Origin of the sequence: Pseudomonas sp. FJ2-5-13 (assembly GCF_029201605.1) — a bacterium.
Taxonomy (GTDB): Bacteria; Pseudomonadota; Gammaproteobacteria; order Pseudomonadales; family Pseudomonadaceae; genus Aquipseudomonas; species Aquipseudomonas lactis.
This window is the reverse complement of record NZ_CP104045.1, coordinates 3,517,740-3,535,376: the sequence shown is the minus strand read 5'-3', so window position 1 is coordinate 3,535,376 and position 17,637 is coordinate 3,517,740. Positions and strand designations below refer to the sequence as shown.

Sequence of the window (17,637 nt, the reverse complement as noted above, 5' to 3'; positions counted from 1 at the left end):
AAGCCAAAGGTTGAGCACCTAAAACAAAGACTGATTAGGCAGCATTGCTCTCTTGGCTTAGCGGCCATTCAGTAAACCCAACCTTTGGCGCCTTTGTCTTCGGGTTGATTATCAGTTTGCCCTGGGCGTCGACCAGCGTGCGCTTGGCCTTTATCCGCATGTCGCGGCACTTACTGCCCTTGCGCGCAAGCTCAATGAAGTGCTCTGCATACTGCGGTGCGTCGAAGAGCGGGCTTAGCTGTTTTACCCTGACCCCCCCCATGATCTGTTCGGCCTTCTGGGCGACCTTGTACAGCCAGTCATCAACCGACAGTTCGATCTTGTGGCCGGGGCGCTTTGGGTCGGGCCGGGTGGTTTTGACGGTCTTTCTGGCCTCGGCCATGGCGACATCAAGGGTCATTCCAAACACTGCAAAGGTGCTCATGGGTTATCTCCAAGCGTGCGCCTGCCTCGCCGGCTGGCGTGATTCGTTGATATGGGGTATTACGGGTGACCAAAATGGAGTCAGTAGGTGAATCTGTGGGAATTGAAAATTTGATGGTCACGCTTTATCGCGTGCCTGAAATCAAGGCGATAGTCGATACAGGCACAGACTGGGTCACCTTGTTTGGCTTTCTATTAACTGCCATCGCAGTTGTTGCAGGTTCGATATACAACAGCTCGACATTTCAGCGGACGATTTCAAGTCAAGAAAAGTTAGCAGAACGCAATGCGGTAGCGTTGCGGTATCAGAGTAAAACTGAGGCATTAGCGAAAAGCAGACAGGAATGGATCAATACGCTCCGAGAGGAGGTCGCCGGCATTCTTTCTATCGGAAACGACGTTCATACGCTGTCACAGGCAATCGTCGATACGTCCTGGGTGGAAGGCGCAACCGTAGAAGAGTTCAGAAGGAATCAAGATATTTACGAAACAAAGTACGCTGAGTTCTCATCCAAGCTTTCTCGGGCACGATTTCATTTTGCTAAAATTGAACTGCTGATCAATCCTAATGAAGTTGAGTCAAAAGAGTTACTTGCTGCCTTAAACAATTACGTTCAAGCTGCGGCTACTTATTCAAAAATTATTGATATTGGCGGTGTTGTAGTCGCGAAAGCACAAATTATTTTGAAAAGTGAATGGGAAAAAGTTAAGCGTATGGAAGATGCCTAACTAGGAGTATCTGCCAAAAATATCTCATCTTCTGGTTCTGGCGGATCGTCGGCGAGCGACTTCAGCCCGGCTGCCCTGATGATCTGCGACACCTTTTCAGTAACGACAAAAGGTGTCGTGACACACTTGAGCATCTGCGCCTGAGTTTCGAAGTCGGCGGCGATTAGGTTTATGAGGAGCCGCTGGTGGATATCCTGCTGGTTGTTGATGCCGTGGGCCTTCATCACCTTGCGAAGATCGCCCTTGAACACCCCGGCCACTTCAACCGTAAACTTCTCGACGCCCAATGCAGCGTCCTTCGCTGCTGCCTTCTCGCGCTTGCGTCGCTGCTTCAAGGCTTCCGCCGTCGGCTGCTGTTCTTCCTCGGCCATGGCCTACCTCTTCGATTTCATGTGCTGGCAAATCAAGCCATGCCTGGCGCCTGCGTTGTCGCACCTGGTTGTTGATCCGCCTCATGGGGTGTCGGCGAACTTGAAGCCGTTCTCCTGGGCGATCAGCGTCACGCGCTTGATGTGCATGCCCAGGTTCTTCGCTGTCACGCTGGCCACGACGCCCTTGGCTGCTTCGGCACGCACGGAAGGTGCAAGCTTGTCGCGTTCTTTGCGCAGGCGTTCGTGGTGCGCTGTGGTGCCGTTGAATGGCCCGTCGACGCCGACGCGGCGCCACAGCTAAACTGACAGACAATTCTGCTGGTTTCTGTAGGCATTGGTACTCCTCGCTGACATACTTGCTGTCATTAGGTGCTTACTAGGGAAGTTATGAATATCTGTCTTGCTATCACTGATGTTGATTGGTCACTAACCAAGGATGTTTTTAGTCTGGTCGGAACCGCTGTTTCACTCGTTGGTGTGAGTGCCGCTATTTATTTCGGATCCCAGGGCTTATCTGCTTGGAGAAAACAGCTCAAGGGCAGTTCAGACCACAGCTTGGCAATGGAGGCATTGGTCGAATTGTTTACATTTAGAGACGCATTATTTGCTGCGCGCGCATTCGTTTTTCTCCCCAATGCCTTCGACTTCGGTGTTTCTTCAATATCGCTAGAGGCACAAGTTGCGCGATACGTAGTATTCTCGGATGCTATGAAAGACAAGCATGCTGCGGTGCTTTCAGCGAAAGCTCGTCTCGAAGCTGCGACGCTTGGATGCGAAGCAGCCTGGGGAAGGGGTGTAGTAGAGCCGTTAAACAGGTTAAAAGAGTTGTACCGCGAATTGGAGGCGGCTGTAAAAAAACTCCTTGTCAATGCTAATCCTGAAATGACTGAGCAAGCTAAAGAATTTTATTGTGGGTTATTTCAGGCAGATAAAGTTATCGCTTTCGAAACGGCGGAGCAGGCATCCGCGGCTTTTACGACTGACCTCATTCAGGCATTGGCTGATATGGAAGTGTTTTTGAAGTCCAAGCTGTCTAGCTAAGTAGCTCTGCATTAATTAGAACTTGTGTCGGGGATTTCGTACTGCTATTTAATGCGTGGGGTTATTTATGCCAATAGGCGCTAGTAATTGAAAAGCCTTTTCCTCGCGGGGCCGGCGTTATCTTTGTATAAGGGAAGGCGCTGGCGGGCAGCGCCGTAGGGTCAGGCGGCAGGTCGTTCTGCGATGAAGTAGTCCCATGCGGCCTTGTCGCCCTGGGCCACATACCATTTCAGCTCTGCGCCTTCTTCCGTGTCAGTGACCGAGCCGCCGTACTGGGCGCCGGGGAAAGTGAACAGTCCTTTGTTGCCGCACCAGGGGTAACCGCCGGTGAACTCGGTGAAGGTGACCCCAGGCCCGGTGGCCACCACCCTGATCTTGAACTCTTCGAATCTTGCATTGCGTGCCGCGACCTCGGCTTCATGTCTGGATTTGCACTCCGTAGAGCAGTAGACCACGCGGGCATCGAACACCAGGTCCAGTGCGATATCGGTTTCGGTTTCTTCATCCCAGTAGCTGGCATCACTATCGCACTTGGCGCCGCAATGGTTGCAGCCGAACCACCAGCCTGCGTCGATGTAGGCTTTTGCCGGGATAAAGCGCTGGCCCGCATATTGGTCGGCCCAATGCGCTCGCCGGCATGACACTGCGCTGAAGTCCGTGCCAATCTCATCCGCACTCTGGCGCCTGGCCGCCGCGTTCGAGGTGGCAAATTGAATGTTGGATTCTTCAGGGTCGTTGGTCTCTACGGAGTAGGCCAGCACGTTGCGTGACGCTTGATTGACTTATGGCTTTTTCTCATGGTGTTCCTCAATGCACATGCTTCCATCCGTGATCGGATGCAACGGGGGTGGTGGATTTATTAATGCTGGCTATGAGACATTAGCGTCTCGTAATTATTAGACGTCTAGGGACAGGTCATGAAGGTTTTCATCAGTTGGTCAGGCACTCGCAGTCAAGCAGTCGCCGAATTAATGAATGAATGGATTAAGTGTGTTCTTCAGGCGTCAAATCCCTGGATATCTACCCGAGGGATTGATAAGGGCTCTATCTGGTTTTCAGAAATATCTGACCAATTGAAGGATACGGCTGCTGGTATCGTCTGCCTCACCCAGGAGAATAAAGATAAGCCTTGGATACTTTTTGAAACTGGTGCCTTGGCAAAGGGGCTTAATACCAATCGGGTTTGCACTTTTTTGATCGATCTAGAGCCCAAAGATATTGAAGATCCACTCGCTCAGTTTAACCACACGACTGCTGATTCAGACAGCATGTGGGGTTTAATTAGCTCTCTAAATAGCTGTTTAGACGTACAGCGGCTTAGTGATAAAGTCTTAAGGCAGGTGTTTGATACCTATTGGCCGCAATTTGATGCAAAATTTAAAGATATATTGGAAACTTTTCCTGCTAAAGCAAATATCCCTCCTAGAACTGATAAGAGTATTCTTTCAGAGATTCTAAATAATACTAGAGTGCTTTCTAATCGTATCCGGGAATTAGAAGTTCGAGGTGAGGACGCTGGTGCTAAAAGAGATATGTCGAGGACGCCAATATTCGTATTTAGTGAGCTGGTGTCTAAGGTTTTGAAGTGGCGAGCCGAGGGCGTAAGTGAAGAGGGTTGTGCTGAGCGATTAGCTAGCATGGGTGTTCATCGCGCGGGTATAGAGCATGTAATATCAAACACTATGAAGGGTGATTGATGAGGTGCTCTGTCGAGGTGTCTTTACGCTGTTCCAAATTAGTATTGTTTATCTCGGTAAGGCGCCATATTCGTGACCGGACGCAGCGAGTAGGGTGGGTTGTCAGTCGTTCTCGCCGTCGTCTTCGGCGTTCATTTGGAGCGATTCGGCGAAGCCTGCTTGCCGTAATTTACGCGCCACGTTTTCAGATACAGTCATAACGTGGCGCGGAATTACGAGCAGGTAAGCGGACTTCTCGGCGCCCAGCGAGTGGGCGTGCGCGATCAGTCGCCAGATAGTGGCTCGATCCTTTGTCTCGCCCAGGTCGGCGGTGAGCGCCGCCAGTCGTTCGCGCATCCTTTCGCGGAAGTAGTGGCGGATGATGTCGGACGGCCCTTTGACTTTCGGCGGCGCCGGCGGCAGATCCTCGGCCTGACCATTCAGCACTAGCAGCTGCACCGCCTCGCTGACTTCCTCTATCTCATGCCGGCGCATCAACTCGCCGAGCATCTGCCGGGTACCGTACGGGACTGTGTGCCGCAATTCGTGCTCGCCCAGTTCCTGCCGTTTCTCGGCAAGTTTGGCTGTACGTTCCTTCTGTTCGGCAGCCATGGCCTACCTCTTCTATTCCGCTGGCCGGCAGGGCGAGCCAGGTTTGACGTTTGCGTTGCTGTGGTCTAGATACGCGACGCATCAGCCAGCCTTTGGGAAGTCGAGCGAGTGATCAGCAATCAGGCGCCGACAAAGCGTCTCGCTGATGCCGACGTGCTTGCTGGCCTTGTACCGGGTCATGCCTGATTTCTTGCATTCCAAAAGCTGGGCGCAGATCACCACTTCGTCGTCCGCCGTGATAACTCGGCCGCGCTTCGTTTTCGGGGCAATTCGCGCGTAGCCGTAAGGCCGCATCGGTTCGTGCGAAATCCTCGGGCTGTCTTTGCCTACACCTGGCCGGATGAATTGAGCTGTTCCGCCAGATGCGAAGAAGGCAGCTTTCGCCGCCTCCAGGTTCGCTTGTTCCTGATTGTGTACTTCAAGTGTCGGATGCATTCCGGGCACCTCTTGAGCGATTGTCGATATTGATGTGATTGATCTCGGCGATCTCGCGCAGTGCGGCACGGGTGATACCTAAGGCAGAACAGATCTCTGCCTGGTGGGTGCGTGATTCGGCTAGCGCTTTGACCTGAGTGACCAACGAGGCCCTGGCCCTCCGTCGCGCTTCCATCGTCTTGGCTGTGCAGGTTGAGAACTCGACACCATGCTCTGCGGCGATCCGGTTAAGTGCGCGAGTGGACCTGCCGAGGGCCTTAGACGCGGCAAGAATGCCCGCGTCGACGTAACGGGGCAGGGCGGCGGCTACCTCTGGATCAGCAGCCTTGTGGGCGTCCCATCTCATGCTGCCGCCTTGCTGAGTGTCACTCCGGCCATGCTGAAGGCTGAACCCTGGACTGCGACCATTGCGTCGAGCGCTTCCCAGTTCACCAAAAGCAGCGTGATCGGTGCCTGACCATATGCCACCGCTTTGATCAGTGCCTCGAAGTCCGTCACGTTGGCCTGCAGCGCTACCTGCTCGACCGCGTGGCTCGTTACTGGCTTAGCAGCTTGGGCTACGGGGACCGCTGCCTGGACCGGAGCAGTGCGGACAGGCTCTGGTGTTGCCACCTTCTCCATGACCGGCTCTGGCTTGATGGTCGCCAGGTGCTGGGCTTCCTGCTCTTCAGCAATGCGCTTCGCGTCGGCCTTTTCCTTCTCCGCCTTCTGGTGTTCGGAGATTCGGAATTTGATCAGCGTCACCAGGTCATCGTTGGCTTTGGTGACCAGCTGCTGCACGTCGCTGAACAGGAAAGCGTGATCAACGGCGAGCTCCGCCAGGCTGGTCAGGTTCAAGCGAATACTGTCCGCTGCCTGACTTGCATCGATCTTCGCCCGGGCCAGCTCGGTATCTACTGCGTCCTGGAGGCTGGCGATGGTGCGCTTGTTCTTCATGGCGCCGGCGAAATCAGAAACGACATGAGGCAGTGTGACTTTGCCCAGCGTCTTGTTGATTGCGGCGATGTGATCCGCCAGCGCCAGTTCGGCTTTTTGCTTGATGTTGGTCTTCACCAGAAGCTCTTGAGCCTTCACCAACTTGTCGACCTTCAGGCGGGTCTCGCGGGCATGCGCACCGATGCGATCCAGCGACGAAAACAGCTCGTCGATACTTTGGGTCTGCGACAGGGCTTGCTTCTTGGCGACAGCGACAGCTTCCTCGACATCGCCACACCATTTGACCGCCTTCTTTGCGTCGGCGAAGTCCTGGTCCGTAGAGAGCGTAGTTTTCACCGAGTCGATGACAGCCAGCGCCGAGTCTTCGAACACCTTCAGGTTGCTGGCGGTAACCATGCCGGTCAGCTCGATGTGCAGGGCTGGCAGCTCGTCAGGTGCCTTGCCGACGACGATTGAAGGCGCGTCGGCCATCTCGAAGTTGGCCAGGTCTGCCTCGAACTGTTTCCAGCCTTCGATCAACTGGGCCGCGCGCCCGGCGACGGGCCGGTACTCCATGTGCACGAAGTTTTCCGACGTGCCATCCGAGCAAACAAAGATCACTCGCTCGGCGCCGCTCACCAGCAGTTGCTGCTCAAGCTGCCAGTAGTAGTGCGGGGCCAGGTCGCCGGCCCTCACCTGAGCCACGACCGACTCATTCCAAAGCTTGTGCTCGAACAGCGTCTCGCCGAGCATTGTGGCGCCGTCCATGGAGGCGAGCAGATTGCCCTCGGTAGCGACGATCGGATAAAGCTCTTCGCCGATCAATGCCTCGGTCAGTGGGCGCGCCAGGGCTTCGGTTGCGTGTCCCTTGTCGAAGACAAACTGCTGAGAAGGTGTGACGTCCGGCGTGATGCCCGTCTTCTTGGCGATCAGCAGGTCGGTGCGGGATTGATACTTAGAGGCGCCCATCATTGCCGGAGCTTCGGAGGCGGTGCGGAACTTGGCGCGGAGGGCAAGCCACTCGGCAGAGCCTTGAGCTACGTTGTGAATTTTCATGCTGCGTCTCCATCGAGGGCTTTGAGGTTGGTGATGGTTTCGATCTGGTCATCGCGCAACGAGTACTTGCTGATGACGTTGGAAATAATGTGTTCTGGACTAGTGCGACCGGCGTCGATCAGTGGCTGCCACTTCTCGATGTTTTCAGCCAGCAGCTCGTCGGGATAGGCAGGCTTGGCGTCCGGTTCCGGTGGGGGCTGCCGCGCCGGCGAAACGTCTTTGGCGGCGTCCTCGAATGTCTTTCCTTCCATCTCGTCAGCCGTTGGCGCAGATCCGACTTCGGGGAATGCTTTGCGCAGAGCCTGGGCCTCGGCGCATTTGGCGAGCTGGGCAAATGCTCGACGCTTCCACATGGCGTTGGGCGCCGCGGTGTCCTTGCTTGATGTTGCGTAGTTTTCAAGCCAGCGCTCATTGGCCGTGTATTCGGCAACCAAGCCGTTGCTCATCTGCCGCTTGACGGTCACGCGGCACCATTCGGGATAAGTGACCTCTACACCGCTCAGCTTCGCAGTTACTGGCGGGCCGTATTCCGGCTCGCTGATTCCGGCGTACTGGCCGGTGCGTGCCGCCTGGATGCGGTAAAGGCCGATGCCGGGCATCACCGTGTCCTGCATCTTTTTCGTCTTGGAGTTCCAGATCGGAACGATGTGCACCGGCTTCAACATCGGGTCCAGGAGTGCGGCCTGGCAGTAGGCCAGGACCATCACAACCGAGTTCTTTTCAGCGCCGGGGTAGAGGCTGCTGCTCAGCACTTCAACGAGCGCGGCCTCCGACATTGGAGGTGTGTTGTCGTCCTGCTTCATTACTGCGGACATGGGGAATCCTTGCCGCGATGCTCGCAGCGATAAAAGGGGAAGGGGAAATAAGAGTTGATAAACGTTCTTATTCGTATTTAAGATACGTAATAACATTTCAACTCAACGCAAGGAGCCTCACCTATGAAAGTGCTGTCCTCACTCAAAGAAGCGAAAAACCGTCACCGCGACTGCCAGATCGTTATGCGCCGTGGCCGGATCTACGTGATCTGTAAATCCAATCCAAAATTCAAAGCGCGGCAGGGCAGTGCGAAGAACAAGAACAAGGGGAAAGGCTGATCAGTCTGCTTGCTGATCCTGCTGCTGAACCCGGTAGCGCAGGACCTGGAGCACTCGACCGCCGTAGCCTGGTTCTGCGAATTGCTCAACCGGTGGACCGAAGAAACCACGTCGTTCGGCCAGGCTGTAGGCCTCGCGCAGGTTGTGAGCGCTGATGTCTTCAAGCTGCTCGTCGATCAGGGATCTAACCGGTGTGGTACTCATTGAATCTCCTTACGCCGCCGGCTGACATCCAGTAGACGGGCGCTATACCAGTGGAATTCTTCTGCGTTGATGGCGCCGGAAGTAAAGTGTCGGACGATCAAACCCTCGGCTAGGATCTCGTCGAGCGCTGGCTTGTCTGGATCTTCAAGAGCGAAAAGCGCTTTATCGATCTCAACGTATGGGCTCACAGTTCGTTGTCCTCGGCCTGGGCGATAAGAGCGTCATCAACCAAAGGCTGAAGTAGGCGTTCGGCAATCTCGCCAAGCTTCCCAAGTGAGTGGTCACTCTGGCCGAGCAGCTCCAATGCTTCCGATTTCACCCTTGAGCCCGCCATCCCAGCGATCAGTAAGTAGCCCAGGGCTGGAGCATCGACGCCGCAGTCGGCAAGTAGGTCGTTGGCGTACTCATCGACAGCCAGTGCGAACTGGTAGGCCGTGACGCCTTGTTGGGGGTGCGAGTGGCGCTTGAAGATCACGCTGCCACCTCTGGCAAGCTCTTCGGCTGCGTTGTACAGCCATTCGCTGCGAGCCAATTGCTGAGAGGTTTCGCTCACCGGAGGCTGCATTTGTTCGTCGTGCTCAAACTGAGGTTTGCGTAGTGCTGACATGGTCGCCTCCAAAGTGGCGGGTTTTTCACCTGTATTCGTCAACACTCATGCCTCCCGCTGGTTGCCGATGGGCGCGGGGTGAGTGCTGACGTAATAGAGGTGGGGAAGGGTGCCGGTCTTTCCCGGCTGTCATAGCGTTGGTTGTTCAGTCGTAGATGCCGTAGCTGAACTCATCCTCATCGCAGTCGACAATGATCTTCGAAGAGCCGAAGTAGAGCGCTGCGACCATCTTCTCGAATGGAGAGCGGAATCGCAGGGTCTGGCTGATCTTCTCGCCGTCAATTTTGGCGGAGTACACAGTGCCAACCTCACGCCCCTTTTCGTCACGATCCTTGCCGTTACGGTCGAAGCTAATGTGGATGGCGTTGTCGAGCATGTATTCGCTGCGCTCAGAGCTTCTGGAGTAGCTCGAAGCACTGTGGTCTTTGGGCTTCTTATCGAAGTAGATATGCAGGCCGCCATAGTCAGACGGCTGGAAACGAATGTCTGGATGCTCCCAGTGCTCCTCTGCGGCGGACTCTTTATGGTCCTCGACGAAGGCTTCCATCAGGGCCTCCAGGCTGATCACCTCAGGCATCGCGTCCTTGTCTAACACCTCGTCGATTTGCTGCTGCGCCAGGCGCACCATGTCGGCCTCGACGCCGCTGTTTTCCCACTTCTCTTTAAGAGCGGCCGCAATCATGGCGTTGTAGCGCGTCAGTTCAAAAATGGTGGTCAGGTTGGCCGGAAGCGCAGCCTTGATCGCCTCCTCAACTTGCTTGCCCATGTCGCCATAACGGCCGAAGCAGTTGTCGACCACACTGGTGAACATCTTTTTGACGTGCTCGTCGATGATTTCGACTGGCTTGTCGCTGTTTGCAAAAGCGGTGACTCGCTCGGCCAGCAGCGCTTGAAGTGTTTGTTCGCTCATTTGAGGCTCCGTGCTTGATCGGTTGTTTTCCCAATGCCCACCGCTCTAGATGGGCATCAGTGAAAAGGTCCGTCATGCTGCGAACAGCTCTTGCTGGTGTGGTTGAGGCGAACAGCGCTGGAGTCCGGCGCGTATTGCTGACTCCAGCAGTTGGGCGTCTTGCTCAAGCTCAGGGAATTGCCCGGCAAATTCGCTAACCGCGCTGCGCAGCCCGGCTGCCTCACGCTGCAGAGTTGGAATCACGATGCTGATCATGTTGCCGATCGTGCGCAGATCCAGGCTGCACTCCCGGCAGAGCCAGATGTAATCGAGCATGTACTTGGGCATGTGCTTCTCCTTCTATCGGGACACTGCTCGGATGGTCGACAACGGCACTTTGGCTTCGATCATTCGAGACAGACTGTAAGGAACCGTGCTGCCGCTCTGCTTAGCAAGTCGGCATTGTTTGCGGCATTCCTTGTCGGCGGCTTCCTGGTTGTTTGCGCATCCGAACTTCGGCATTTCGTTTACTCCGTTGATTTTCCGGATGACCCTGTCGCCAAGGTCATCGAGGAAATCTGTTTGCCGTGACCCGCTACTGGCGTCGGTCCCCGGCTTGAATCAAATGTTCTTCCAGCCGCGGGCCTTTCGGCTTGTTCTCCCGCTGGATAACTGTTCTTGGCGCTTTACGCTGCACGCCCGGGTCAGTTGCCAACCCTCTGAACCGTTTAGGCCGGTTCATCGCTGCCTTTGAATCTGGGCCGGTGGTGATCCGGCAAGGGATGTAACCAAAGAGCGGCGGGCGGAGGCCCTTTGCAGTGGCTGTGTGTCGCTGCGATGGACTAAATATAAGCTAGCTTATTTTGTGCGTCAATAAGGATGCTTATATATTTTCATGCGAGCGATAAAAAGCCCGCTCAACGGCGGGCTCTTTTATGAGTCGCAGTACTCGCGCCAGCCGATCCTGACGGCGCCATCATCTAGATGCTCGATCCTTATGCCGGCTGTGTCGCCAATATCCTGGATGACCCGGTGCCAGGCTTCAGGGCTTTCGTCGTCGCGCCTGGAAACCTCGACCAACTGAACCCGCTGGACACGGTGAGAGGCGATCAATCCTTGAAGGCGGCGACCCACAAGCTCGTAGGAATTTCTCGGTTTGGGTGTGGGGTATGGTGCCTGGTTCATGCTTCGCTCCTTGCGAACACTGTATGTATACACAGTATTGATGCTGTCATGTGTTGGCAAGAGGGCGGTAAGAAGTTTCATGCACAAATGCATAGGTTGTTCCCTGCCTGTCGCCTGTGCAGATTCTGCGAATGAGGAGCAGCAAGGAAGCAAGCGAAGCAAATACTGCTGTGACCCAACAAAGGATTTGATTGATAGCCCATCAGTGTTGATCATCAGTCGCTTAATTAGGATGGAGCGGTTATGACTCAAGCAAGGAAGATCTCAGTATTCGTCTTATTGGGGCTCCTCAGCTCCTGCACGATAACAGGACCAAAATTCACGCCACTTGAAAACGTAGATTCTCAGCGCGGTGTTATCTATGTCTACAGGCCCAGTAACTACGATATGGGCCTAATGTCCGCCTTGATTTCCTTGGATGGAAAGCAGGTAGCATCTCTAGAGAACGGTGGCTACGTAGCCGTGCCTGTAGCGCCAGGTCAGCACACTATCACTCAGAAATGGAAAGCGGGAATTCTGGGGAACTCCAATCTTGAGAGCGGCACCACCACCACTATGGTTGAAGTGCAAAGCTCGGGTGCCTCATACGTCAGCCTCACATCCAGCGGCAAGAGAGTGGAGGCACACCGATTCAATGCGGTTGCGGTTGAGCTGAAATGGCAACTGAATCAAGTCTCTGCCGATCAAGCATTGCCCGAGATTTCTCAATGTAGAAAGGTTGAGGCGATCTAGCTCTAATCGGAGCGCAATAAGTAAAGGCAAATTGCAGACAAAGAAAAGCCCGCGATGGGGAGTAGCGGGCTTAAAGGGATGTTCTCTAGGAGCTGTGGTAACCATAAGCGCCCGACTGTGAAAGGGATGTGAAAGGTTGCGCTCAGTAGGACGTCGCGATTGCCTTGGCGAGTTGCATATCGGACATGAGGGGCGATCTATAGCTCAATCGGTAGTGTCGTGATGCTTGCTCAAACTGTGCACCGCGAATCTCGCCGTCCGAACCGATGAACGCCAGAGCGTCGGTCTTGGCTGACTTGTAAACTTTTGGCGGCTCGGTCGTGAGAGATGTGGTCGCCCCAAATAAAATTGTTGGCGCGGAAATTGTGAGAAATATCGCGGCAGCGATAGGGTTGGCGCCATCACCTGATACGGCCTGTGTGCTGACCGATGCCAGTAGGGCTATCGCCAGGGTCTTCCATGAGTCCATGCTTCGTTGCGTCCGTTGCGTTCAGAGGGCGCCACCATAGCAGAGCAGGACGCTAGCCAGATACAAGAAGCCCGGCGCAGGGCCGGGCTCGATGATGGCTGCTTATGCTGCTACCGCCAGGGTATCGGCTCTCACAAGCACCAGGATATTCACAAGGCGGCCTTCAGAAGGACTTTGCATTCGGCGTCGTATTTTTCACGCAGCTTGGCAGTGCTAGCTGGCGTCATCGGCCCTGGTGTCTCTTTGTGCAATTCCACCATTTTTTGCGCAACTTCTTCCTGGGCCTGCGGGGTGTAGCCAGCGTGCACCAATAGTACATAGGAGGCTCTTGAGGACTGACTGCGGCTTATGTCTGGCTGGTCACCAGCTACTGAAAGCACTTCGTAGTAGGCTGCGCAGTGGATGTCTCTTTCTTTTTTGGTGTCGGCTTGGGCTGTTAAGGAAGTGCAGGTGAAGATGGCGCATAAGGCCATTGGCATCGAGGATAGGCGCATGAAAACGAGTCCATTCGAGAGGGGAGCAGATTTTATCAGCACAAGGAGGAGAAACAAGAAGCCCGGCGCTGGGCCGGGCTTCGATTCAATCGGAGTGTTGAATTGGAAGCTTTAGCTGAGCGCCAGAGCGGCGATGGTCAAGCACTTCCAAAACTTGGTGCTCAGCCTTCAGCTGATCGCCTACGAGGGTTTTTATCTCCTTTAGGCGAACCTTCAAGATATCGCCCTTGCCAAATCGCAGATCGCCGCTCTCAATCATCGAAAGGAAACTTGGATCAACAATTGATGCGTAGAACGTGGACGCACCATCGTGGAATCTCCATTTATTTTCGTCGCGGAAGGCGATGTTCACCAACTGAAGGCTGGCCACTCGCTCGCTTTCATCAAGTCGTTCCTCTTCCTGCTCGGGAGCGATGAAGTTTTCGGCTTCCGTTTCTGATGCCGCTACGAAATCGCCATCAGGCTCGCGAATGGCGAAGTAATCAACTCCGGGGCGCTGGAGTGGTTTGTGCACTACGTCTTGGAAAGCCTTGCGTAGCTTCCAATTTCGGAACAGCGCTAACACCTTTTCCTCGGTGTCGAAATGCTCCTGATCGCAGAAAACCCTGACAACCCCGTCGCTAAGGATTTCAACTTTTGTGATATCTCGATTGCGCACCCACTTGATGAGCTGAAAAACACCCCTCGTTGTTAGGCTCGTAAAGCCGAGCAGGGCGATCAGATTCGCCGCTGCGGTAACCGGGCTACCGGCAAAAAGATCCTGGGCTTGCTGAATCAGACTCTGCGTTACGCCAAGATCAATTCCAAAACTGCCAGTTTTAAAAGATCCTTTGACGCTGACTGAGAGCTTGGTTCGGCCATCGTTGAGCGTGGCATTTGCCTCTTCGAAAAGCTCCCCGAGAGCCAGAAGGGCGGGCGCAAGATCCCGCACCTCCATCTCGCTGGATTGAAGGGCTGGTCCGTCATATACGATTTGCAACGATGCTTTGCTCATGTCTTCCATTGTTGCTTCCATGCGTGATTCTGTCTATTTCAGCCTACGGCTATCGGTCCGAAACCAAAACTCTTTACAGATCCCCGTCGCCCCACTTAGTCACACCGCGCCCGCACAATCCTCCCCGCCTTCACCTCATCCGCTTCTATAGAAGTGATTCAGCGCTATCAGCTCAACCACTGCCACGAAAACGCAGAGCACAACGAAACCTGGGCTGAAGACTCGCTTGCGATGGGATGAACTGCCGTCCGGCCAAATGCCAGCTTCGGCTGTGAAAACCAGCATGAGCGCCAGCAGAGCATAGGTCCACACCTTGCTCCAGAAGCTCTGCTCTCGCCATGAGCTCGACGGTTTTCCAAGGGCGGAGGGCATCAGTAAAACTTCTGCAGCGCCTGCACAACCACGCCCACGATCCGACAGTTCTCGTCGACCGCCTCGATCGGGTAGCTCGGGTTCAACGGTTTCAGGAACAACCGGCCGCCATCGCTGACCAGCTTCTTGAACGTCGCCTCATTGCTATCCGGTAGCTTGGCGACCACGAGCTTACCTGGTGCAACTTCAGCCTCAGTGTCCACAAGGATCAGCGTGCCTTCGGTGATGCTCTGGCCGGCGGGCGCCGTCATCGAGTCGCCTTTGACTGTCAACCAGAAAGCGGGGCCTTTGGCGTCGTACTCCGAAAACTCATACGTGTCCGAGATTCCGGTCGGGTAGGGCTCAACCGCCTCGGCCCAGGATCCGGCAGACACCCAACTGATCACTGGATAGCGGAAGCTCTGAGGATTCTGGGCAGTCAGCGATACGTTCGACTCTTCCTTTTTTGAGTCAATGACCATGGGGCCAATATCGTCCGACAGCCAAATAGCACTCACGCCACATATGTGGGCGAATTTTGGAAGGTGTGCGCTTTGAAGGTTCTTGCCTGTCTCCAGCTGGGAGATCAGGGGCTGCTCAACACCGGAAACCGTCGCCAGTTTTGCCTGGGTCAGCTTCGCGTGTTTCCGCGCTTCTTTTAGACGTTCTGCAAGTGTGCTCATGCACATGAATTTATAAGTTCCCTTATTGGCTTGCAAATAAGCCTGCTTCTACATAGGATATAAGCAGGCTTATTAGGAGGGTTCTCATATGACCCCTATCGAAAGGCTCGTCGACTTCTTCGGCGGGCAAACCAAAACCGCTTTAGCGCTCGACGTATCCCAGGCGGCAGTTTCGTACTGGGTCGCGGGAATTCACCCAATGCGCGCAGAAAAAGCTTTCAGGGCTGAAGAGTTGACCGGCGGAAAGATCACAGCCCGTGAGCTGTGCATGCCCCAAAAGGGATCCCGATCCGCCGCATGACATCCCTGTCCCCCGTTCCATTGAAGCCAGATTAGAAGAGAGTAGTCCCCATGCATACGTCCAGTTCCAGACACACCGTACAAACCCGTGATCAGGTGCTGGTCGCCCACGCTGCAAACCAGATCGCACGCACCAGCTTGAGCCAGGACGACTTCGCTCAGGCGCTGAGCCGCGAGCTTCACCTTTCGTGCCCGGAGAAGGCCGTCGCCAAAGAGGTGCCGGACTTCGCCGCACTGACCACACAGAACGATGTTGCCGAGTTCGTTAAGGCGACCGGCCGCTGGCTCAAGCGTGTTCAGCGCTGGCTGTCCGGCGATCAGGAAATGCCGTCCTGGCTGGAAGAGTCGTGGGTCAACGCCCTTGAGCCTGAGTTCCGCGACCACTGTGTGAACGAACTGGCGAGCCGCCATGGCCTCACCGGTGCCCGCCAGATGACTAGCGACCAATGCGCGAACAAGAGCTTCGGCGCGCTGATCCGGGCGCTGGGCGATGTGATCGACACCGGCAGCGAAGTGTTTGACGACCAGGTGATGTGCGAGCAAGACCTGCCGCACTTGCCCGCGTTCGCCAAGCAGTGCCGTCAGGTCGAAGCGAAGGCGGGGGAGCTGGGGCGCAAGGCTGAGCAGTTGATGAAGGACGCCCGGCCGGATTTGAAATCCATCGCCTGAATTACAGGCACAAAAAAGCCGACGGTCGAGGTCGGCTTCTTCTACAGCGGTAAGCGAGAGAAATCATGCCAAACATTGTTCCGATACACAACCCTCGGGGGTTCACCCGAATGGACAACCAGATGATGGATGGCTTGATGGCCATCGATTTGTCGGCGCGCGAGATGAAGATCGTTTTGTACGTGGCAAAGGCCACCTTGAACTTCAGCACGGGTGCCCATCGCATCCCAGCGGTCGATATCGCTAAGGCAACCCACATCCACCCTGACACGGTGTCGAAGGCAATCTCCGGCCTGCTGCGCCGTCGCGTGCTGTATCGAGAGGGCGGTGCACGCGGTGATATCGGCGTTTGCGACCCAAAAGAGTGGATCTTCGTCGTAGAGCCGAAACAGACCATATCGTCTGATTCGGCTCAAGTGGTCCGAATCGGCTCAGCCGCGAAACAGACCAAAACCGACGACTCCCTTCTTTATACAAAGAAAGAACCCCTATTAACTCTTTCTACGAAAGAGATTAATCCGCCCCAGGAGCCAGCCGAACCTCCAAAGCCTGATCGCAAGGCTCCGTTCGGCATGGCCCAGTTGCTGGCCGACAACCCGCACAGCGTTCCGGAGCAACTGCTGGCCGACTGGCTGACCCAGCGCAAGACTAAGCGCGCAGCGGTGACCTCCACCGTCTGGTCAACCGTGAACGCCGAGTTGGCCAAGTGCGCCGAGGCTGGTATCACCGCAGACGTTGCAATTACCGAAGCGCTAAATTCTGGCTGGCAGGGCTTCAAGGCGTCTTGGGTGATTAAGCGTTTGGCGGAGTCCGCACCGGTGACGGCCCCTCAGTCGCGCCACACCGGATTTGCTGAACGCAACTACACCGATGGCCTGATCCAGCGTGAGGATGGTTCCTATGCGATCTGAGCCAATTCCCCCAGCGCCTGAGCTACCGCCGGGCACCCGCATTCAGCCCGCTGAGTGCGAGACCCACGGCCAGTACGAACAGAAGGTCTTCCCAGTACTCGGCAAAGAGCTGAGAAGTGGTTGCCCTGAGTGCAGTCGGATCATTCGCGAGAAGGCTGAAGCTGCTGAGCTCGCCAACAAGGCGATGGAGCTACGCATGGCCATGGAGCGAAAGCTCGGCGCCGCGCTGATCCCCAAGCGATTTGCCGGGAAAACCCTCGATGGTTACGTCGCCGCCACGTCAGAGCAGCGCAAAGCGCTGAACACCTGCCGCCGGTATGCCGCTGAGTTCAAGCAGATCGCCGAGGTTGGCCGCTGCCTGCTGCTCCTGGGCAAGCCCGGTACCGGCAAGACGCATCTGTCCGTGGCCATCGCCAACGAGATCATGGCCAAGTCGAGCGCCACGGCGGTGTACCGCACCATCGGTTCCGTGCTGCAGGCGATCCGTGCCACGTACGACCGCACCAGCGAACTGAGTGAAAGCCAAATCCTGTCGAGCCTGATCAGCCCCTCGCTGCTCATCCTCGACGAGATAGGAGTGAGCAAGGAAAAGCCCAGCGACTTCGAGCTGACCACACTTTTCGCAATCATCAACGGTCGGTACGAGCAAATGCGACCGACTGTGGTCGTCTCGAACCTTGATGCGAAGGCGCTGCCAGATGCACTCGGTGAGCGCTGCATTGATCGGTTGCGGGAGGGTGGGGTAATCGTCATCCCGTTCGAGTGGGAATCGCAGCGCGGCAAGGAGGGGGTTTGAC

28 protein-coding genes are annotated in these 17,637 nt (G+C 55.5%); 9 read left to right on the top strand and 19 right to left on the bottom strand.

What is annotated here, in order from left to right; translation table 11 throughout:
- Positions 1 to 34: 34 nt before the first annotated feature.
- Positions 35 to 424, bottom strand: coding sequence for a hypothetical protein (locus N2A98_RS15435; protein ID WP_275622282.1), 390 nt, complete (start codon positions 422 to 424; stop codon positions 35 to 37).
- 74 nt (positions 425 to 498) lie between these two features.
- Between N2A98_RS15435 and N2A98_RS15430 the strand changes: the two genes are divergently transcribed.
- Entirely contained in the window at positions 499 to 1,152 is a 654-nt protein-coding gene (locus tag N2A98_RS15430; RefSeq protein WP_275622281.1) for a hypothetical protein, read from the top strand.
- Here N2A98_RS15430 and N2A98_RS15425 read toward each other — a convergent pair.
- Both N2A98_RS15425 and N2A98_RS15420 read right to left on the bottom strand, forming a co-directional pair.
- Entirely contained in the window at positions 1,149 to 1,523 is a 375-nt protein-coding gene (locus tag N2A98_RS15425) for a hypothetical protein (RefSeq protein WP_275622280.1), read from the bottom strand. The genes N2A98_RS15430 and N2A98_RS15425 overlap by 4 nt on opposite strands.
- An 81-nt stretch (positions 1,524 to 1,604) precedes the next feature.
- On the bottom strand, positions 1,605 to 1,727 hold the full coding sequence (locus N2A98_RS15420; RefSeq protein ID WP_275622279.1) for a hypothetical protein: 123 nt from the start codon (positions 1,725 to 1,727) through the stop codon (positions 1,605 to 1,607).
- 183 nt (positions 1,728 to 1,910) lie between these two features.
- Here N2A98_RS15420 and N2A98_RS15415 point away from each other — a divergent pair, with 183 nt between their 5' ends.
- Complete coding sequence (locus N2A98_RS15415; RefSeq protein ID WP_275622278.1) at positions 1,911 to 2,564, top strand: hypothetical protein; 654 nt, start codon at positions 1,911 to 1,913, stop codon at positions 2,562 to 2,564.
- A gap of 161 nt (positions 2,565 to 2,725) precedes the next feature.
- Here N2A98_RS15415 and N2A98_RS15410 read toward each other — a convergent pair whose 3' ends face one another.
- Positions 2,726 to 3,325 carry a hypothetical protein gene (locus tag N2A98_RS15410; RefSeq protein WP_275622277.1) on the bottom strand — a complete coding sequence of 200 codons (600 nt, stop codon included), beginning with the start codon at positions 3,323 to 3,325 and terminating at the stop codon, positions 2,726 to 2,728.
- Positions 3,326 to 3,481: 156 nt separating this feature from the next.
- Here N2A98_RS15410 and N2A98_RS15405 point away from each other — a divergent pair, with 156 nt between their 5' ends.
- Positions 3,482 to 4,261, top strand: a complete 780-nt coding sequence (locus N2A98_RS15405) for a TIR domain-containing protein (RefSeq protein WP_186931863.1) — start codon at positions 3,482 to 3,484, stop codon at positions 4,259 to 4,261.
- Between the two features lie 102 nt (positions 4,262 to 4,363).
- Here N2A98_RS15405 and N2A98_RS15400 read toward each other — a convergent pair whose 3' ends face one another.
- The 4 genes from N2A98_RS15400 to bet all read right to left on the bottom strand — a co-directional run bounded on the left by N2A98_RS15400 (position 4,364) and on the right by bet (position 8,061).
- The gene (locus N2A98_RS15400) at positions 4,364 to 4,852 is read right to left on the bottom strand and encodes a hypothetical protein (protein ID WP_186931864.1); all 489 of its coding nucleotides are present in this window, start codon (positions 4,850 to 4,852) and stop codon (positions 4,364 to 4,366) included.
- Positions 4,853 to 4,933: 81 nt separating this feature from the next.
- Positions 4,934 to 5,287 carry a hypothetical protein gene (locus tag N2A98_RS15395; RefSeq protein ID WP_186931865.1) on the bottom strand — a complete coding sequence of 118 codons (354 nt, stop codon included), beginning with the start codon at positions 5,285 to 5,287 and terminating at the stop codon, positions 4,934 to 4,936.
- A gap of 342 nt (positions 5,288 to 5,629) precedes the next feature.
- Positions 5,630 to 7,258, bottom strand: coding sequence for a YqaJ viral recombinase family protein (locus N2A98_RS15390; RefSeq protein WP_275622276.1), 1,629 nt, complete (start codon positions 7,256 to 7,258; stop codon positions 5,630 to 5,632).
- Positions 7,255 to 8,061 (bottom strand): phage recombination protein Bet, encoded by an 807-nt coding sequence (gene bet / locus N2A98_RS15385; RefSeq protein WP_275623615.1) that lies wholly within the window; start codon positions 8,059 to 8,061, stop codon positions 7,255 to 7,257. The genes N2A98_RS15390 and bet overlap by 4 nt, the downstream gene beginning before the upstream one ends.
- A 135-nt stretch (positions 8,062 to 8,196) precedes the next feature.
- Here bet and ykgO point away from each other — a divergent pair, with 135 nt between their 5' ends.
- On the top strand, positions 8,197 to 8,352 hold the full coding sequence (gene ykgO, locus N2A98_RS15380; protein ID WP_019816741.1) for a type B 50S ribosomal protein L36: 156 nt from the start codon (positions 8,197 to 8,199) through the stop codon (positions 8,350 to 8,352).
- On the opposite strand, the gene N2A98_RS15375 is transcribed toward ykgO, so the two are convergent.
- The 6 genes from N2A98_RS15375 to N2A98_RS15350 all read right to left on the bottom strand — a co-directional run bounded on the left by N2A98_RS15375 (position 8,353) and on the right by N2A98_RS15350 (position 11,237).
- On the bottom strand, positions 8,353 to 8,556 hold the full coding sequence (locus N2A98_RS15375; protein WP_275622275.1) for a hypothetical protein: 204 nt from the start codon (positions 8,554 to 8,556) through the stop codon (positions 8,353 to 8,355).
- Entirely contained in the window at positions 8,553 to 8,744 is a 192-nt protein-coding gene (locus N2A98_RS15370) for a hypothetical protein (RefSeq protein WP_034136250.1), read from the bottom strand. The genes N2A98_RS15375 and N2A98_RS15370 overlap by 4 nt, the downstream gene beginning before the upstream one ends.
- Positions 8,741 to 9,163, bottom strand: a complete 423-nt coding sequence (locus N2A98_RS15365) for a hypothetical protein (protein ID WP_275622274.1) — start codon at positions 9,161 to 9,163, stop codon at positions 8,741 to 8,743. Before N2A98_RS15365 ends, N2A98_RS15370 begins: the two co-directional genes overlap by 4 nt.
- Positions 9,164 to 9,308: 145 nt before the next feature.
- Positions 9,309 to 10,073, bottom strand: a complete 765-nt coding sequence (locus N2A98_RS15360; protein ID WP_275622273.1) for a hypothetical protein — start codon at positions 10,071 to 10,073, stop codon at positions 9,309 to 9,311.
- A gap of 72 nt (positions 10,074 to 10,145) precedes the next feature.
- Positions 10,146 to 10,400 (bottom strand): hypothetical protein, encoded by a 255-nt coding sequence (locus N2A98_RS15355; RefSeq protein ID WP_275622272.1) that lies wholly within the window; start codon positions 10,398 to 10,400, stop codon positions 10,146 to 10,148.
- 585 nt (positions 10,401 to 10,985) lie between these two features.
- Positions 10,986 to 11,237: a DUF1654 domain-containing protein gene (locus N2A98_RS15350; protein ID WP_275622271.1), complete on the bottom strand. Its 252-nt coding sequence runs from the start codon at positions 11,235 to 11,237 to the stop codon at positions 10,986 to 10,988.
- Between the two features lie 243 nt (positions 11,238 to 11,480).
- On the opposite strand from N2A98_RS15350, the gene N2A98_RS15345 reads away from it, so the two are divergent.
- Positions 11,481 to 11,969 carry a DUF2846 domain-containing protein gene (locus tag N2A98_RS15345; RefSeq protein ID WP_275622270.1) on the top strand — a complete coding sequence of 163 codons (489 nt, stop codon included), beginning with the start codon at positions 11,481 to 11,483 and terminating at the stop codon, positions 11,967 to 11,969.
- A gap of 142 nt (positions 11,970 to 12,111) precedes the next feature.
- Here N2A98_RS15345 and N2A98_RS15340 read toward each other — a convergent pair whose 3' ends face one another.
- The 5 genes from N2A98_RS15340 to N2A98_RS15320 form a co-directional block, all read right to left on the bottom strand.
- On the bottom strand, positions 12,112 to 12,438 hold the full coding sequence (locus N2A98_RS15340; protein WP_275622269.1) for a DUF2388 domain-containing protein: 327 nt from the start codon (positions 12,436 to 12,438) through the stop codon (positions 12,112 to 12,114).
- A 149-nt stretch (positions 12,439 to 12,587) separates the two neighbouring features.
- Positions 12,588 to 12,932: a hypothetical protein gene (locus tag N2A98_RS15335; RefSeq protein WP_275622268.1), complete on the bottom strand. Its 345-nt coding sequence runs from the start codon at positions 12,930 to 12,932 to the stop codon at positions 12,588 to 12,590.
- An 85-nt stretch (positions 12,933 to 13,017) separates the two neighbouring features.
- Entirely contained in the window at positions 13,018 to 13,935 is a 918-nt protein-coding gene (locus N2A98_RS15330; protein WP_275622267.1) for a hypothetical protein, read from the bottom strand.
- A gap of 126 nt (positions 13,936 to 14,061) precedes the next feature.
- Positions 14,062 to 14,298, bottom strand: coding sequence for a hypothetical protein (locus N2A98_RS15325; protein WP_275622266.1), 237 nt, complete (start codon positions 14,296 to 14,298; stop codon positions 14,062 to 14,064).
- Positions 14,298 to 14,966 carry a LexA family transcriptional regulator gene (locus tag N2A98_RS15320; protein ID WP_275623614.1) on the bottom strand — a complete coding sequence of 223 codons (669 nt, stop codon included), beginning with the start codon at positions 14,964 to 14,966 and terminating at the stop codon, positions 14,298 to 14,300. Before N2A98_RS15320 ends, N2A98_RS15325 begins: the two co-directional genes overlap by 1 nt.
- 82 nt (positions 14,967 to 15,048) lie before the next feature.
- On the opposite strand from N2A98_RS15320, the gene N2A98_RS15315 reads away from it, so the two are divergent.
- The 4 genes from N2A98_RS15315 (at position 15,049) to N2A98_RS15300 (ending at position 17,636) form a co-directional block, all read left to right on the top strand.
- On the top strand, positions 15,049 to 15,261 hold the full coding sequence (locus tag N2A98_RS15315) for a Cro/CI family transcriptional regulator (protein ID WP_019816752.1): 213 nt from the start codon (positions 15,049 to 15,051) through the stop codon (positions 15,259 to 15,261).
- Positions 15,262 to 15,311: 50 nt separating this feature from the next.
- A complete protein-coding gene (locus N2A98_RS15310; protein ID WP_275622265.1) occupies positions 15,312 to 15,929 on the top strand; it encodes a hypothetical protein in 618 nt (205 codons plus the stop codon).
- A 110-nt stretch (positions 15,930 to 16,039) separates the two neighbouring features.
- Positions 16,040 to 16,840: a replication protein gene (locus N2A98_RS15305; RefSeq protein ID WP_275622264.1), complete on the top strand. Its 801-nt coding sequence runs from the start codon at positions 16,040 to 16,042 to the stop codon at positions 16,838 to 16,840.
- A complete protein-coding gene (locus tag N2A98_RS15300; RefSeq protein ID WP_275622263.1) occupies positions 16,830 to 17,636 on the top strand; it encodes an ATP-binding protein in 807 nt (268 codons plus the stop codon). Before N2A98_RS15305 ends, N2A98_RS15300 begins: the two co-directional genes overlap by 11 nt.
- Position 17,637: the final 1 nt, after the last annotated feature.

What these genes read in the sequence shown, in the direction of transcription:
- N2A98_RS15435 (WP_275622282.1), bottom strand. Translation starts at nt 424, where the DNA reads ATGAGCACCTTTGCAGTGTTTGGAATGACCCTTGATGTCGCCATGGCC.
- N2A98_RS15430 (WP_275622281.1), top strand. Translation starts at nt 499, where the DNA reads ATGGAGTCAGTAGGTGAATCTGTGGGAATTGAAAATTTGATGGTCACG.
- N2A98_RS15425 (WP_275622280.1), bottom strand. Translation starts at nt 1,523, where the DNA reads ATGGCCGAGGAAGAACAGCAGCCGACGGCGGAAGCCTTGAAGCAGCGA.
- N2A98_RS15415 (WP_275622278.1), top strand. Translation starts at nt 1,911, where the DNA reads ATGAATATCTGTCTTGCTATCACTGATGTTGATTGGTCACTAACCAAG.
- N2A98_RS15405 (WP_186931863.1), top strand. Translation starts at nt 3,482, where the DNA reads ATGAAGGTTTTCATCAGTTGGTCAGGCACTCGCAGTCAAGCAGTCGCC.
- N2A98_RS15400 (WP_186931864.1), bottom strand. Translation starts at nt 4,852, where the DNA reads ATGGCTGCCGAACAGAAGGAACGTACAGCCAAACTTGCCGAGAAACGG.
- N2A98_RS15395 (WP_186931865.1), bottom strand. Translation starts at nt 5,287, where the DNA reads ATGCATCCGACACTTGAAGTACACAATCAGGAACAAGCGAACCTGGAG.
- N2A98_RS15390 (WP_275622276.1), bottom strand. Translation starts at nt 7,258, where the DNA reads ATGAAAATTCACAACGTAGCTCAAGGCTCTGCCGAGTGGCTTGCCCTC.
- bet (WP_275623615.1), bottom strand. Translation starts at nt 8,061, where the DNA reads ATGAAGCAGGACGACAACACACCTCCAATGTCGGAGGCCGCGCTCGTT.
- ykgO (WP_019816741.1), top strand. Translation starts at nt 8,197, where the DNA reads ATGAAAGTGCTGTCCTCACTCAAAGAAGCGAAAAACCGTCACCGCGAC.
- N2A98_RS15375 (WP_275622275.1), bottom strand. Translation starts at nt 8,556, where the DNA reads ATGAGTACCACACCGGTTAGATCCCTGATCGACGAGCAGCTTGAAGAC.
- N2A98_RS15365 (WP_275622274.1), bottom strand. Translation starts at nt 9,163, where the DNA reads ATGTCAGCACTACGCAAACCTCAGTTTGAGCACGACGAACAAATGCAG.
- N2A98_RS15360 (WP_275622273.1), bottom strand. Translation starts at nt 10,073, where the DNA reads ATGAGCGAACAAACACTTCAAGCGCTGCTGGCCGAGCGAGTCACCGCT.
- N2A98_RS15355 (WP_275622272.1), bottom strand. Translation starts at nt 10,400, where the DNA reads ATGCCCAAGTACATGCTCGATTACATCTGGCTCTGCCGGGAGTGCAGC.
- N2A98_RS15350 (WP_275622271.1), bottom strand. Translation starts at nt 11,237, where the DNA reads ATGAACCAGGCACCATACCCCACACCCAAACCGAGAAATTCCTACGAG.
- N2A98_RS15345 (WP_275622270.1), top strand. Translation starts at nt 11,481, where the DNA reads ATGACTCAAGCAAGGAAGATCTCAGTATTCGTCTTATTGGGGCTCCTC.
- N2A98_RS15340 (WP_275622269.1), bottom strand. Translation starts at nt 12,438, where the DNA reads ATGGACTCATGGAAGACCCTGGCGATAGCCCTACTGGCATCGGTCAGC.
- N2A98_RS15335 (WP_275622268.1), bottom strand. Translation starts at nt 12,932, where the DNA reads ATGCGCCTATCCTCGATGCCAATGGCCTTATGCGCCATCTTCACCTGC.
- N2A98_RS15330 (WP_275622267.1), bottom strand. Translation starts at nt 13,935, where the DNA reads ATGGAAGACATGAGCAAAGCATCGTTGCAAATCGTATATGACGGACCA.
- N2A98_RS15325 (WP_275622266.1), bottom strand. Translation starts at nt 14,298, where the DNA reads ATGCCCTCCGCCCTTGGAAAACCGTCGAGCTCATGGCGAGAGCAGAGC.
- N2A98_RS15320 (WP_275623614.1), bottom strand. Translation starts at nt 14,966, where the DNA reads ATGTGCATGAGCACACTTGCAGAACGTCTAAAAGAAGCGCGGAAACAC.
- N2A98_RS15315 (WP_019816752.1), top strand. Translation starts at nt 15,049, where the DNA reads ATGACCCCTATCGAAAGGCTCGTCGACTTCTTCGGCGGGCAAACCAAA.
- N2A98_RS15310 (WP_275622265.1), top strand. Translation starts at nt 15,312, where the DNA reads ATGCATACGTCCAGTTCCAGACACACCGTACAAACCCGTGATCAGGTG.
- N2A98_RS15305 (WP_275622264.1), top strand. Translation starts at nt 16,040, where the DNA reads ATGGACAACCAGATGATGGATGGCTTGATGGCCATCGATTTGTCGGCG.
- N2A98_RS15300 (WP_275622263.1), top strand. Translation starts at nt 16,830, where the DNA reads ATGCGATCTGAGCCAATTCCCCCAGCGCCTGAGCTACCGCCGGGCACC.